Source organism: Saliterribacillus persicus (genome assembly GCF_003337485.1).
GTDB lineage: Bacteria > Bacillota > Bacilli > Bacillales > Amphibacillaceae > Saliterribacillus > Saliterribacillus persicus.
Genome location: NZ_QPJJ01000001.1, coordinates 260,060 through 274,757, shown reverse-complemented (window position 1 = coordinate 274,757; position 14,698 = coordinate 260,060). Strand labels below are relative to the sequence as shown.

Here is a 14,698-nt window from a genome sequence, read left to right as displayed (position 1 = left end):
AAGTTTGAATAACCCTTATCTTGTGGACAATAAAATTAAGGACAAGTAAAATGGTAAATAAGAAGCGTACTATTTAACTGAAAAGTAAAATGCAATTCTAGGCTTTTAGTATAGGTCATAGATTTTTAATTTTAAAAGTAACTGAAAACTCTTGCTATATGATGAATTATATAAAGAGACCCCAAAATATAAAAACTCTAATCTTCCTTACATGAACACTTTCATACGATTAAGCGAAATCCTTAGCTTAAAAAATTAATTAATATAACAGATGTTTATATTCTTTAGGAAATACATTGCTGGAGATATGAATAAAGTTTTTTACATTACAAAAAGCTTAACTGGAAATAAAGAATTATAAATCAGACTTAATTTTTCCCTAAACTAGCCGATCAAAATTATAGAATAGAGATTTAATTAATTCTTAAAAAGGTGGAAAATAGAATGATGAACTTCGAGAATAAAACATTATTAGTAACAGGTGGTACAGGCTCTTTTGGTAAGAAATTCATTAAAAGAATATTATCAACAAATTTAAGCAAAGTCATTGTATTTAGCCGAGATGAATTAAAGCAGTATGAGATGGAAAAGGAATTTACTGATAGTCGTATGCGTTTCTTTATAGGCGATGTTCGTGATAAGGATCGGTTATATAGAGCGTTTGATGGTGTTGATTATGTTGTGCATGCTGCTGCTCTGAAGCATGTGGGGGCATGTGAATACAATCCTTTTGAAGCTGTTAAAACCAATATTAATGGTGCTCAAAATATTGTTGAAGCTGCTATTGATAGAGGTGTAAAGAAAGTCATCGCTTTAAGCACAGATAAAGCTGCTAATCCGATAAATTTATATGGTGCTACTAAATTAGCATCAGACAAGCTTTTTGTAGCAGCTAATTCATATGCTGGGGATAAAGAAACTTCATTTGCAGTAGTACGTTATGGGAATGTAGTTGGTAGTCGTGGTAGTGTTGTTCCTTTCTTTGAGAAGATAAAAGAAACAGGAACAATTCCTATTACAGATGAGCGCATGACTCGTTTTTGGATTACTTTAGAACAAGCTGTCGAATTCGTTATTGATAATTTTGAGAGAATGCATGGGGGGGAAATATTTATTCCTAAAATTCCAAGTATGAATATTACTGATTTAGCCCAAGCCATTGCTCCGGAATGCAAAATGGAGTTCATTGGTATCAGACCTGGTGAAAAACTCCACGAAGCAATGATAACAGAAGATGATGCTCGAAAAACATTAGATATGGGAGATTATTATGTCATTCAGCCAGAATTCCCCTGGTGGAATAAAGACCTTGCCCATCAAGGAAAAGTTTTAGAAGATGGCTTTAGTTATGTGAGTAATGTAAATGATGATTGGTTAACTATAGAAGACTTACGTGAATTAGTGAAAACAAGTAAAGGTGACAGCTAATATGGAGAATTCAAAGCACCCGTTTATTCCTTACGGCCGTCAATCTATTGATGAAGATGATATTCAAGCAGTTGTGGATGTTTTAAAAAGTGATTATCTTACAACAGGGCCAGAGGTAGAAAAGTTTGAAGCGAAAGTTGCTGACTATGTTGGTGCTAAATATGCGGTCGCCTTTTCAAATGGTACAGCTGCATTACATGCAGCATGCTTTGCTGCATGTGTAGGTAATGGCGATGAAGTAATCACAACACCTATGACCTTTGTGGCTAGTGCTAACTGTGTCTTGTATCAAGGGGCAAAACCAGTCTTTGCGGACATTGATCCAGAGACATATAATATTGACCCAGATGGAATTCGCAAAAAGATTAATGGAAATACGAAAGCAATATTACCGGTTGACTTTACTGGTCAGCCTTGTAACTTAGATGAAATTATGGAACTCGCAAAAGAGCACAATTTAATTGTAATTGAAGATGCAGCACATGCAATAGGTGCTACGTATAAAGACTCTAAAGTGGGTTCCATTGCTGATATGACAATGTTTAGCTTTCATCCCGTAAAACATATTACTACTGGGGAAGGTGGAATGATCACTACAGATAATAAGGATTTATACGAAAAATTACACCAGTTTCGTACACACGGAATTACGCGCGACCCCTCCTTATTAAATGAAAATGATGGTCCGTGGTACTATGAAATGCAATTTTTAGGATATAACTATCGAATTACCGATATACAAGCTGCATTAGGCTCAAGCCAATTGGATAAGTTAGAAGGGTTTATTGAAAGACGTAGGGAGATAGTTGGTCAATATAATAAGGCATTTCGTAGCTTGAATGAACTTATCACTCCGTTTCAACATACTGATGGGGATTCTAGCTGGCATTTGTATGTTATTCAATTAAAGAAAGACTTGCTATCGATTGATCGAAAGCAGTTTTTTGAAGAATTAAGACAAGCAAATATCGGGGTAAATGTTCATTATATACCAGTACATTTACAACCATATTATCAAGAACTGGGATATAAAAAAGGTGACTATCCGATAGCAGAAGATTTGTATGAACAGACTATTTCCTTACCATTGTTTCCAACGATGACGAATGAAGATGTGCAATATGTAATCGATACTGTTAAAGGATTAATTAAAGAACACCAAATAGGGTAGGTGAATTTATGAAGGTTGTAGCAATTATACAGGCGCGAATGGGATCGACAAGGCTCCCTGGCAAGGTATTAAAAAAAGTACTAGACAAACCTTTATTGGAATATCAGATAGAGCGTGTTAAACGCTCTAAATTAATTGATGAAATTGTTATTGCAACTACAACTAACGAAGCTGACGAACTGATTATAGATTTTTGTGAAAGGTTATCTATTTCCTATTACCGCGGATCAGAAAATGATGTGTTATCAAGATATTATGAAGCAGCCAACATACATAAAGCAGATGTGGTTGTTAGGTTAACTTCTGACTGTCCTGTTATTGATCCTGTCGTTATTGATACGAATATTCAATACTACCTGGATAACCAGACTGATTTTGATTATGTATCTAATACGCATAAACGAACTTTTCCTCGCGGTTTTGATACAGAAGTCTTTTCTTTTGACGCTTTGGAAGCAGCTTTTAAGAAGGCTGAGCTAGCATCTGAGAAAGAACACGTAACGCCGTATATCTATCAAAATCCATCACAGTTTCGTATTGGGCATGTATTTGGTGAAGATGATCATAGTGATCTCCGTTTAACGGTTGATACGAAAGAAGATTTTTTATTAATTGAAAAAATAATAGATGTTTTATATAAGAACAATCCGAACTTTACATATGATGATATCGTTAAATTGCTAAATGAAAATAAGGATTGGTTAAAAATAAATGCAGAAATAAAGCAGAAAAAGGTTTAAGTGATGAATATGGAGAGTTATTTACGTCCTGTTACAAAAGATGACTTGGAGATTATTCTAACTTGGAGAAACAAACCTGAAATACGTAATTTAATGTTTAATGATCGTGAAATTGAATGGGAAAACCACTTAAAATGGTTTGAATCTTTAACAAATAAGGAAACAGATGTTATAAAATTATTTGTAGAAAGTAATGAACCAAGAGGTGTCGTGCAATTAAACAAGATAGATAAGCTCCATGGTACGGCTGAATGGGGCTTTTATATTGGCGATGCCTACCGAAAAGGTTTAGGGACCTTACTTGCCTATCATGCTTTAAATTACATTTTTGATGAATTAAAGATTAGGAAATTATCGGCTCAGGTATTAGATTTAAACGAAAAATCTCTTGAATTCCACCGTAAACTTGGTTTTAAACAAGAGGGAATACTACAAGAGCAAATTTGGAGAAATGATAGGTATATAGATGTTTTTTTATTTGCACAGTTTAATTATCACTGGAATCAAAACAAATCAAGGCTAGCGGAGGGATACATGAATGGCTAAAGAGATACGTATTGGTGATTATTTAATTGGTGAGAACCATAAACCCTTCATCATAGCTGAAATGTCTGGTAATCATAATCAATCTTTAGATAAAGCATTGGAAATTGTCGAAGAAGCTGCACAAACAGGAGCTGATGCTTTAAAAATACAAACATACACAGCTGATACGTTAACGTTAAATGTAAAAAGTGGAGATTTTGTCATCAATGATCCTAAAAGCTTGTGGGACGGGGAATCTCTATATGATTTATATAGTAAAGCATACACACCATGGGAATGGCACGAACCTATATTTACAAGAGCTAGAGAGCTTGGACTAATTCCATTTAGTACCCCCTTTGATGAAACGGCAGTGGACTTTTTAGAAGAGCTAGATACACCCTTTTATAAAATAGCTTCCTTTGAAAATAATGATATTCCATTAATTGAAAAAGTTGCTGCTACGGGTAAACCTATGATTATATCAACAGGGATGGCAACGGTTGCTGAACTAGATGAAACAGTACGTGCAGCTAGAGCAGCAGGTTGTAAGGATATCGTACTTTTAAAATGCACGAGTACCTATCCTGCAACACCAGAGAATACTAACATTTCTACCATCCCACATATGAAAGAACTATTTAACTGTCAGGTTGGTTTATCTGATCATACAATGGGAACCGGTGTATCTGTAGCAAGTGTTGCACTCGGAGCTACTGTAATCGAAAAGCATTTTGTGCTCGACCGTTCTGAAGGAGGAGTGGATGCTGCATTTTCAATGGAACCTCATGAAATGACAGCATTAGTTGAAGAGACTACACGTGCGTGGAAAGCTATTGGATCAGTAACATATGGTCCAACGAAAGCTGAAGAAAAATCCTTGCAATTTAGACGCTCTATCTATGCAGCTAAGGATATTAAAAAAGGTGAAAAGTATTCCCCTGATAATATAAGAATTGTGCGCCCAGGATATGGATTGAAGCCTAAATATTATAAAAGTCTATTAGGAAAAGAATCTCAGAAAGACTATCAAGTTGGAGATCGCATTAATTTTTTATAAATAAGTATAATAGTGACTCATTCGTAGGCATCAAAAAGCCCACACCTATTATTCAGGTCTGGGCTTTTTCACGCTTACGATATTAACAGTAATGAAGGTTTTGATTTGTGGAGTTATCTAGTTTTTTTTAATAAAAACCATGTTATATCATCTTGTGGGAAGTTATTATCTCTGTGATATACAAATCCGTAGTCAACTAGCTCTAAGTCATCAAATTTATCAAGAACTTCTCCTGCAAAGTCTCTTTTAAACAACTTATCCTCATGTCCCCTATAATTTACTCCAACAGGTGTGGGGTTATAATATTCAGCAATACAAATATATTTGTCTGTTAGATTGTATAGTAAATCATATACTTCATCTAAGAAATCAGGATTTATATGTATAAGTACACCTTTAATCAAAACAAAATCACGTTTATAATCCACATTAAAGTCCAATAATGATTCATTATAAACATTTAAGTCTTCAATTTGTTCTAACTCTTTTACTGCATCACTGCTAATTTCTACTGCAGATAAATCAGTATTAGGTAAAACAGTTTTTATTGCTTTAAGATTAAGACCAATATTTGCCCCTAATTCAATAATCGATGTTACGTTATTTGTTTTAGAGAATATTTTTGAAAACAATGGGATATTTCCTAAATAGTCTGTATTTCTATTTATATAATTTTTTCCAAATTCGCCTGCCCAAAACTTTTCCTGTTCTGTTTTAAATTCTGGCATTTTTGTCACCACCTATCATATTTCCTCTATTTTAACAGAGAATACTAGTAAAAGACATGAGTACTTACTAGGGAATTGTATCAAATTTTTGCATTTAGACAGTTGTCAACTTATGTCGAATTGATAATAAGGGCTTGTATACTTCAAGTATTAACTTCAAGAAAATTATAAAAAGAAAGTGCAGCAAAGCACGATTTTAATCTTTATTTATAAAATCTAATAGCTTTTTTGACGCAGGTTTTTTTATGAACTCCTTAAATACATAAACAGTTAACGAAAACCGCCATTATCCTTATTTTGTATAATACGTTATTTGACGCTTACTTTAATTCAGTGTCTTGAGCAATTCAATCACACGTTGTTTCCCCTTACCATCTACTTGTTTTTTAGCTTTTTCACTTAAATCGGAGAGATTATCCCTTTGTAGCAATAAATCTATCTCATTTTGTATGGTTGCTTGAGTGATCGTATCATATTGACCAAGGTAATAATCGATCGCTAATAGACTTGCATTTTCACAAAGTTCAATCTGATTATATGCAACAGCAGTTACTATTGCTGGGGTGCCGAGACAGTACCTTTCCCAAGTTGTGCTTCCACCTGCACAAATAGAAAAATCTACTTCATGCATAAGCTTTGCCATGTAATTAATGTTGTAATGAAAAGTAATGTTTTGTTGCTTGCAACTTCTTTCTATCTCTTCTTTATTTGGGTTAGATGGTCCAACCACTACATGCGCATCGATCTTTTTGTCTTTTATAGCATTTATTGCTTTAAGGGTTTCATTTGTAGGATCACTACCACCGTAAAAGATTAATGCTGTTGGATTGTTGTTCTTTTTCTTTTGTGTATTATGAAGATTTATAAACTCATCGCGTAATAATGCATATTTAGGCCCTAATAATAGTCTGCAGTTAGAGGGAACTAGATTTGTATACCTGCTATTTGCATTCAGATAATAGTTCTGATCTAACAATAGATCACAATTATGCGCACGGTCAGCGAGATCGTCTATGACCATAATGTTTGGAATTATTGTACGTATTTCCTTTTGCCAGGTTATATCTATGGCGTAATGATCAATTATTACCCAATCAAATTGTATACCACTTGAAGCTAATAGGTGCCGTGTTTCATTCGCATCTTGCTCTTGTGTAACACTTAACCATGCTGCGTGTTTAGGAGTTTCATTTACAATATTATTGTTTGGTGCCTCTTTAAGGTTAAAAACTTGAAATCCTTTTTGTGTTATCAAATGATTTAGATTACCTTTATGTAGTCTGGAAATAAACGTTACATTATGATTATTCTTTTTTAACTCTTCAGCAAGAGTTAAGCAACGCATCACATGTCCTGTACCAATTATAGTTGAAGCATCAACTCGGAAGCATATATTCATGTAAACACCTTTTCAATTAGAATTTGTTCTTTCATTATAACAATATGTGAAGTTGAGTGGGAATTGTAATAGTGAAGTTAGAAGAAGTATGAAACACCCGATTAATAATAGTACATAGTTTTAAATCCTATGGTCAACCACACATAAAACCTTGTATAAAACAGATTTCATAAAATATTAATCAAATACAAACAAAAATCATGGATTAAATCATGATTTTAGTTTATATTTAAGGTAGAACTTAAAGATTGTAGTAAATTACTAGGGGGAACTATTTTGTTAGAATTGTCTATTAATGAACCGGATTTGTTGAGCAAGATAGCACATGCTTTATCATCCAAAGTGCGAATAAGTATTCTCGATTTATTGAGCAAAGATAATTTAAATATACATCAGTTGTCGGAAACCTTGCAAATTCCGGTATCAACAGCTGCATCTCATGTTAAAGTACTAGAAGAAGCCATGTTGATCCAAACTGAATTAAGGCCAGCGAGCAGAGGTGCTATGAAAGTATGTACTAGAAACTATGATGACATACACATCTTATTAAATATATTGGACAAAAAAGGAGATCAACTCTCAGAAACCTATGAAGTTGAAATGCCGATCGGACAATATGTGGACTTTCAAGTCGCTCCAACTTGCGGAATGGCAAATCAAGAGAAGTTTATTATTCCAGACGACGCACCAGTATATTTCTATAATCCTGAACGGATGGGGGCCCAATTAATTTGGACAAGAAAGGGTTTCTTAGAGTATAAATTTCCTTTCGTTTTAAAGGCGGATGCGAAAATAAAGGAAATTCAATTTTCATTAGAGATTTGTTCAGAAGCACCGAACTATGATCATAATTGGCCTTCAGATATTACTGTATGGGTTAATGGTGTAGATGTCGGAACTTGGACTAGTCCAGGTGACTATGGGGATCGCCCTGGCAAATTAAATCCTAAGTATTGGGCTGAAAGTACAAGTACACAATACGGTACGATGAAAACATGGAAAATAACGAATGAAAATACGATGTTAGATGATTTCCAACTCACGAGTAAAAATTTAAGTGATATAAATATAGTTGAAAATGAACATATCTCCTTTAGAATTGGAATTAAAGAGGATGCTGTTCATAAGGGTGGAATGAATATATTTGGTCGTGAATTTGGTGATTATGCACAAGATATTAAAATGAAAGTTATTTACGAATAGTTTAAAAGGTTTTCATAGAATAGGTATCTTCTTGTAAGTGGATGAGTGTGGTGAATACTTGTTTTGAAGACCTATTGGCATTTTAATGAGGTAGTCCAGCTATACTTAAAAGTAGCTGCACTACCTTTTTATTTTGTGAAAATGGAGTGGATATAGGTAAGTATTGTTTTCCTAAACTATATATTATGCTTATCATTTTATTTAATACATAAAATCAGTATTAAAACAATAAAAACTAAAATAACCATTGACATCCACTTAAATGTAAGCGTATACTATGGTTTATATTATAAGTATGTTGTTTTAATACAAGATTATTGTAATATATGCCTATTGTTAAAAAAAAGGAGGAGTCATTCATGAAAAAGACGTTTTTATTTTTGTTGTTGTCCTTATTACTAGTTTTAACTGCTTGCTCTGGGTCTGGTGGATCTGAAGAGGTTGCGCCAGAAGTAGAATTACCTGAAGGTACTACAGAAGTAGTGATGTGGAATTTATTCGGTGGTGGTGATGCAGAATACATGGAAGAAACTGTTGATGCCTTTAATGAAAGCCAAGACGAATATTATGTAAATAATGTTATGCAGGAATTCGAAGAGTATTATACAAAATTACTAACGAGCATCGGTGCAGGGAAGGGTCCAGATTTAGCTATCTCACACTCACATGTTTTACCAGAACTAGTGAGTCAAGGCTTGGTGGTTGATATGACCGATATAGCAGCTGACGTTGGCGTAAGCTGGGAGGAATTTAACCAAAATATTTTAGATGCGACAGTTTATGAGAATCAGCATTTTGCAATTCCGATTGACACACATGCACAAATTATGTATGTAAACAATGAATTAGTAGAAGAAGCTGGACTGATGAATGATGACGGATCAATTGATATCGAAGAATCACCAGAAGGATATATAGAATTCTTTAAAACTTTAGATGAGAAATTACCAGAAGAAAAAATACCATTTTCATTCTCGTCGACAGGGAGCGATCCCTATTGGTTGTGGTGGGCAATGTATTCACAACTTGGCGGCGATCATATCCTAACGGAGGATAATCTTGAAAATCCAACATATGATATTGACTTAGAAAAAGCAAAAAAAGCAGCTGAATATGTACAAAGCTTATATCAAGAACATGAAATTATTCCATTAAATATAGCTGATTTTTACTCCGAGTTTCAATCAGGCAATGCCGCGACAACTACAACAGGTGTGTGGGCAACTGGCATATGGGAAACAACGGAAGATTTAGAATTCACTCCATTGCCAATTCCTAATGTGTTTGGTGAACAAGCTACTTGGGCTAGTTCTCATACATTAATCTTACCTTATTATGAAGATGCAGACACAGAAGTGCAAAAAGGTGCAGTTGAATTCATGAAATTTGCTACGGATAATGGAGCAATGTGGGCTGAAGCTGGACATATTCCTTCCAAAGATTCCGTGATTGAATCTGAGGAGTTCCAAGAATTGCCGTATAGAAGTGACTACGCAGAAGTTGCAGATTACGTTAATTTTGTTGACAGAAATATTTATGCTCGTGGTATAGAAGAAATTATTACTAGAAATCTCGATTCCATTTGGTCTGGGGAAGTAGGGGTAGAAGAGGCATTTTCTTCTATAGAGACAGAAATAAAAGATCTGATTGAATAAGGTTTTAATTAGTGGATGTCTAATATAGTAAGGGTTCACAGACATCCACTTCCATATCTATTCTATTTAAAGGAGTCTTGTCATGAATTCAAAGAGAAAAGCATGGATGCAAGATCTGAGAGCTATTCCTTTTTTACTGCCTTTTTTTATTGCATATATGATTTTCACTATATTCCCTATTCTTAAGGGATTAGAAATGAGTTTATATGATTGGAATTTGGTTAGAAAACTAGAATTTGTTAGGTTAGAAAACTATAAAGATATGATCGGGGATCAATTTTTTTGGGACAGTTTATGGAATACAACGTTATTTGTAATCTTAACGACGCCAACGATGGTTGCGTTAGCATTAGGTTTAGCTTTACTAGCTAATTTAAATACAAAATTCCAAACCTTTCTCAGAGGATCTTTTTTCTTACCTAGTATCTTATCTGTCGCAGTAATCTCATTTTTAGCTATTTTTATGCTTCAACCTTATAACGGTCTAATAAATAGTGTGCTTCATTTAATAGGAATTGAGGCAGAACCATTCTGGATGGCTGACAAAGTATTAGCTTGGGTTAGTATTGTTGTCGTTACTCTATGGTGGACAGTTGGTTTTAATATGATTTTGTTTTTGGCTAGTTTGCAGGATATCCCAGAATCTTTGTATGAGGCGAGTGAAATTGATGGAGCTACAAGGTGGGAACAATTTCGATATATTACATTTCCACAATTAATACCTATAGGCCGAGTGATATTATTATTGCAAATTCTTGCCTCTTATAAAGTGTTTGCACAAATTCTTTTAATTACCGGTGGTGGTCCGAGTGGTTCTACTCGTCCTTTGATTCAATACATTTACGAAGTCGGGTTCACAAAAAATAATTTAGGATATGCGGCGGCAATGTCCTATGCATTATTTTTTATCCTGCTAGTGCTTTCAATCGTGCAGCTTAAAAGCCAAAGATCGGAGGGGAATTAAATGGCTGAAAATAGTAGGAAGAAAAGAGCTAAAATTTTGGAGAAAAAGCGAGACCCATTTCGAAGTTTAAAAATTGCTATTGGATTGGGAGTTGCCGTAATTTTTATATTTCCGATTATTTGGATGTTATTTGTATCGATTAAACCAGATGGGTTTACTACAACCAATCCTTTTGAATGGTTTGCACCTCCGTATACATTTTCAAATTATATAGATTTAATCATGAACAGTTTGATTTTGAAATGGCTTTGGAATAGTTTATTCGTGGCAACCATTACAACTATCCTTACTTTGTTTATCACAGCTTTAGCAGCTTTCGCCATATCACAGATGAAATTCCGATTTAAAAATACTATTTACATCTTTTTCTTACTTGGACTAATGATTCCAGGCGAAGCAACTATTATTCCGCTGTATGAGATTGTGAAAAATCTTAATATGATTGATAGTTATGCAGGGTTGATTCTTCCAATGATTGCCTCTCCCTTAGGTGTCATTATTTTAAAAAGCTTTTTTGATGGTGTTCCACAGGAAATAATAGAGAGTGCCACTATCGATGGATGCTCCTATTTTAAATTATTTTATAAAATTGTCTTACCATTAGCAAAACCTGCGATGGCTGCTATCGGTATTTTTACATTTATCGGTTCTTGGAACAATTTCCTATGGCCGTACTTATCGATACTTTCTGAAACATTGTATACATTACCAGTGGGCTTGCCTGTTTTTAATTCAAATTATTCGCAGGCATACGTAGAACCAATGACAGCCAATGCGATTGCATCCATACCTGTGATCGTAGCATTTCTCATTTTTGAGAAGCAAATAGTAAAAGGAATAAGTTTTACAGGAATTAAAGGATAAAAGGAGAGAAATAACATGACAGCAAATAATACAACATACGAACGTACAGAATATCCAAGACCTCAATATGTTCGCGAATCTTGGTCAAATTTGAATGGAAACTGGAAATTTGCATTTGATGATCAAAATAGAGGAGAAAGCGAAAACTGGTATGCACAGCCGTCCTTTTCTACCGATATCAAAGTGCCATTTACTTATGAAACAAAGGCAAGTGGTATTGGCGAGGAAAAATTCCATCCATATATTTGGTATAAGAGAGACTTCGATATTCCAGAAAAAGAAAAGGATAAAAGGGTGTTATTAAGATTTCAAGCTTCAGATTATCTAACAAAAGTATGGATAAATGGTTCTTTTATAGGGGAACATGCGGGGGGAAATGCTGCTTTTTCATTTGATATTACCAATGCGGTGAATATAACCGAAAAAAATGAATTAGTCGTTAAGGTGGAAGATAGCAATAGCTGTTTTCAACCAAGAGGTAAACAACGGTGGATGGATGAAAACTTTGGTTGTTGGTATGTACAAAATACAGGTATTTGGCAGACTGTATGGTTAGAATTCGTCCATACCAGGAGCATTGATAATGTTAAGGTTACGCCAAACATTGATCATAACTCCGTAGCATTTGAATATAAACTAAACGGTGAAATAGATGACTCATATAGAATAGACACCAAGATTACATTTAACGGGCAATTGGTGAAAAAGGTTTCTATAACACCTACTCGTGCAAATGCAAATATGGAAGTGGAGTTATTGTCCGAAATGCACGAATGGAAAGTGATGTTATGGTCCCCAGAGCAGCCAAATTTGTATGATGTAGAATATCGATTATTAAAGAATGATGAAGTAGTCGATGAAGTGACATCCTATTTTGGTATGAGAAAAGTATCCACGAAGGATGGACAGGTGCTGCTTAATAATCGCCCTATCTATCAGAAATTATTATTAGATCAAGGGTACTGGACAGAAACTATGCTTACACCACCTTCCGATGAAGCAATGCTAGAAGATATTGATAAAACCATGGCAATGGGTTTTAATGGTGTACGAAAACATCAAAAAATAGAAGATGATCGCTTTTTATACTGGTGTGACAAAAAAGGCTTGTTAGTATGGTCTGAAATGGCAGCAACCTATGAATTTTCTGATGAAGCTGTAGAGAACTTTACGAAGCAATGGCTGGAAGTTATGCAACAAAACTATAACCATCCATGTATCATTACGTGGGTACCGTTTAACGAGTCATGGGGTATTCCAAATATTTTAACGGATAAAAAACAGCAAGCTTTTACTGAATCAATCTACTACTTGAGTAAAGCAATCGATTCCGAGAGACCGGTCATCGTAAATGATGGCTGGGAGCACACGATCTCTGATATTATAGCGCTTCATGATTATGAAGAAGTAGGAAAAATCTTTTACGATCGTTATAAAGATAAAGATAATATTCTCGGGAATAAGATCCCACACAATAATCAGAAATATGCCTTTGCAAATGGCTATGAATATAAAGGGCAACCAGTAATACTAACTGAGTATGGCGGTATTGCATTTAATGAAGGAAATGGCTGGGGTTATGGAAATCAAGTTGACTCAGAAGAGGAATTTTTGAATAGATACAAAGATATTACTGATGCAATTAAAGATATTCCATATATATCTGGTTACTGTTATACACAAACCACAGATGTGCAACAGGAAATAAACGGACTGTTAAATGAAGATCGCACACCAAAAATCGACATGGAGAAAATAAAGAAAATCAATGATGCATAAATAATTGGTAAAGACTAGAGGGGTTGTTCATTAGATTTATGAACAACCCCTTGTTCAATTAAAAATAGTTAAAATAGAGGGTGAGCATGTGAAACGAGATTATGCAATGGATTACTTTAAAGGTCTATTGGTTATTGGAATGATTTATACGCATGTATTGCAATTTTTTAGTGATGTAAGCATTTATCCGAATACTAGATTTAGTATGGAGTTTTTCAATTTAGTTACTTTTTCAGGCTTTATCTTTTGTTTTGGTTATGTGAATGAGTTGGCTTACTATAGAAAATCGTTTTCTAAGGTGCGTGTGAAATTGTTAGTTACTGGGATGAAGACATTATTAGCTTTTTATATTTCTGGTCTAGCTTTTCAGGTGTATGTAGATGACATGTCTTTGGACATCGCAACAATTCTACCGATTATCTTGTTGCAGGTGATTCCGGGTTGGTCAGAATTTTTACTATCCTTTTCGTTAATTATGCTAATGGGGTTAGTTCTATTTCCTTTTATCAATTGGATAAAGGGGAAGCCACTGCTTTTGTGGGCACTTGTATTTCTGTTTTTGATGACTTCCTTCATTGATTATAGCCTTATTCAATCATCTTATTTAGGATTATTTATTGGCACAGAATTATTTCCGGTATTTCCAGTAGTGCAATATCTGCCATTCTATTTAATTGGCATCTATTTTGCGAATTACAAAATAGTTTTTATATGGAAATATTTTATTGGTTCTATTTTAGGGACAGCTTTATTTTTTTACTACCTTATTCGGAATGATTTTCAACTTCCGATGAGGTTTCCACCTTCTATTTATTGGTTAGTTGGGTCGGCTTTTTTCTTGTATATGTATTATTTACTTTGCAAGTTTTTAGAAAGACAGAAAATCGAATTTATTTTCTTAAAGGTGATGGGCCAAAATACTTTATTTTATTTGGTTATAAGTAATGTATTCATTTTTTCTTTAGATGACACGCTTAGTGGGATGATATTAGGGCCATGGATTGGACTGTTGTTTAGCGTAATATTGTTGTTTATAATTGGTTTTTTGATTAGTATTGTCAGTTCAAGGAAGCTGTACACTTAAATAAACAAGTCTAATAAAGGTGTGTTTCTAAATTTAAGCGCAAAACGAAAAATACAAAAATAAAATTAATTTAATTTTTATTCCGACAGCTTTGTAAA

The 14,698-nt window shown here is 34.1% G+C and carries 13 protein-coding genes; 11 read left to right on the top strand and 2 right to left on the bottom strand.

Going from position 1 to position 14,698, the window contains the following annotated elements; all coding sequences use genetic code 11:
- Positions 1 to 447: 447 nt before the first annotated feature.
- The 5 genes from pseB to pseI are packed head-to-tail and all read left to right on the top strand — an operon-like array spanning position 448 to position 4,924.
- Complete coding sequence (pseB, locus tag DFR57_RS01160) at positions 448 to 1,428, top strand: UDP-N-acetylglucosamine 4,6-dehydratase (inverting) (protein ID WP_114351494.1); 981 nt, start codon at positions 448 to 450, stop codon at positions 1,426 to 1,428.
- Position 1,429: 1 nt separating this feature from the next.
- Positions 1,430 to 2,599 (top strand): UDP-4-amino-4,6-dideoxy-N-acetyl-beta-L-altrosamine transaminase, encoded by a 1,170-nt coding sequence (gene pseC / locus DFR57_RS01155; protein WP_114351296.1) that lies wholly within the window; start codon positions 1,430 to 1,432, stop codon positions 2,597 to 2,599.
- 8 nt (positions 2,600 to 2,607) lie between these two features.
- Positions 2,608 to 3,339 carry a cytidylyltransferase domain-containing protein gene (locus DFR57_RS01150; protein ID WP_114351295.1) on the top strand — a complete coding sequence of 244 codons (732 nt, stop codon included), beginning with the start codon at positions 2,608 to 2,610 and terminating at the stop codon, positions 3,337 to 3,339.
- 3 nt (positions 3,340 to 3,342) lie between these two features.
- Positions 3,343 to 3,885, top strand: coding sequence for a UDP-4-amino-4,6-dideoxy-N-acetyl-beta-L-altrosamine N-acetyltransferase (gene pseH / locus DFR57_RS01145; RefSeq protein ID WP_114351294.1), 543 nt, complete (start codon positions 3,343 to 3,345; stop codon positions 3,883 to 3,885).
- The gene (gene pseI, locus DFR57_RS01140; RefSeq protein ID WP_114351293.1) at positions 3,878 to 4,924 is read left to right on the top strand and encodes a pseudaminic acid synthase; all 1,047 of its coding nucleotides are present in this window, start codon (positions 3,878 to 3,880) and stop codon (positions 4,922 to 4,924) included. Before pseH ends, pseI begins: the two co-directional genes overlap by 8 nt.
- A 113-nt stretch (positions 4,925 to 5,037) precedes the next feature.
- On the opposite strand, the gene DFR57_RS01135 is transcribed toward pseI, so the two are convergent.
- Positions 5,038 to 5,652, bottom strand: a complete 615-nt coding sequence (locus DFR57_RS01135) for a pseudaminic acid biosynthesis-associated methylase (protein ID WP_114351292.1) — start codon at positions 5,650 to 5,652, stop codon at positions 5,038 to 5,040.
- Positions 5,653 to 5,977: 325 nt separating this feature from the next.
- Positions 5,978 to 7,051 carry a UDP-2,4-diacetamido-2,4,6-trideoxy-beta-L-altropyranose hydrolase gene (gene pseG, locus DFR57_RS01130; protein ID WP_114351291.1) on the bottom strand — a complete coding sequence of 358 codons (1,074 nt, stop codon included), beginning with the start codon at positions 7,049 to 7,051 and terminating at the stop codon, positions 5,978 to 5,980.
- A 276-nt stretch (positions 7,052 to 7,327) separates the two neighbouring features.
- Here pseG and DFR57_RS01125 point away from each other — a divergent pair, with 276 nt between their 5' ends.
- From DFR57_RS01125 to DFR57_RS01100, 6 genes are all read left to right on the top strand, one after another.
- A complete protein-coding gene (locus DFR57_RS01125; RefSeq protein WP_114351290.1) occupies positions 7,328 to 8,254 on the top strand; it encodes an ArsR/SmtB family transcription factor in 927 nt (308 codons plus the stop codon).
- A gap of 359 nt (positions 8,255 to 8,613) precedes the next feature.
- The gene (locus DFR57_RS01120) at positions 8,614 to 9,909 is read left to right on the top strand and encodes an extracellular solute-binding protein (protein WP_114351289.1); all 1,296 of its coding nucleotides are present in this window, start codon (positions 8,614 to 8,616) and stop codon (positions 9,907 to 9,909) included.
- 82 nt (positions 9,910 to 9,991) lie between these two features.
- The gene (locus DFR57_RS01115; protein WP_114351288.1) at positions 9,992 to 10,873 is read left to right on the top strand and encodes a carbohydrate ABC transporter permease; all 882 of its coding nucleotides are present in this window, start codon (positions 9,992 to 9,994) and stop codon (positions 10,871 to 10,873) included.
- Complete coding sequence (locus DFR57_RS01110; protein WP_114351287.1) at positions 10,874 to 11,737, top strand: carbohydrate ABC transporter permease; 864 nt, start codon at positions 10,874 to 10,876, stop codon at positions 11,735 to 11,737.
- Positions 11,738 to 11,752: 15 nt separating this feature from the next.
- Positions 11,753 to 13,516 carry a glycoside hydrolase family 2 protein gene (locus DFR57_RS01105; RefSeq protein WP_114351286.1) on the top strand — a complete coding sequence of 588 codons (1,764 nt, stop codon included), beginning with the start codon at positions 11,753 to 11,755 and terminating at the stop codon, positions 13,514 to 13,516.
- Positions 13,517 to 13,604: 88 nt separating this feature from the next.
- The gene (locus tag DFR57_RS01100; RefSeq protein WP_114351285.1) at positions 13,605 to 14,600 is read left to right on the top strand and encodes an acyltransferase family protein; all 996 of its coding nucleotides are present in this window, start codon (positions 13,605 to 13,607) and stop codon (positions 14,598 to 14,600) included.
- The last annotated feature ends 98 nt before the right edge of the window (positions 14,601 to 14,698 follow it).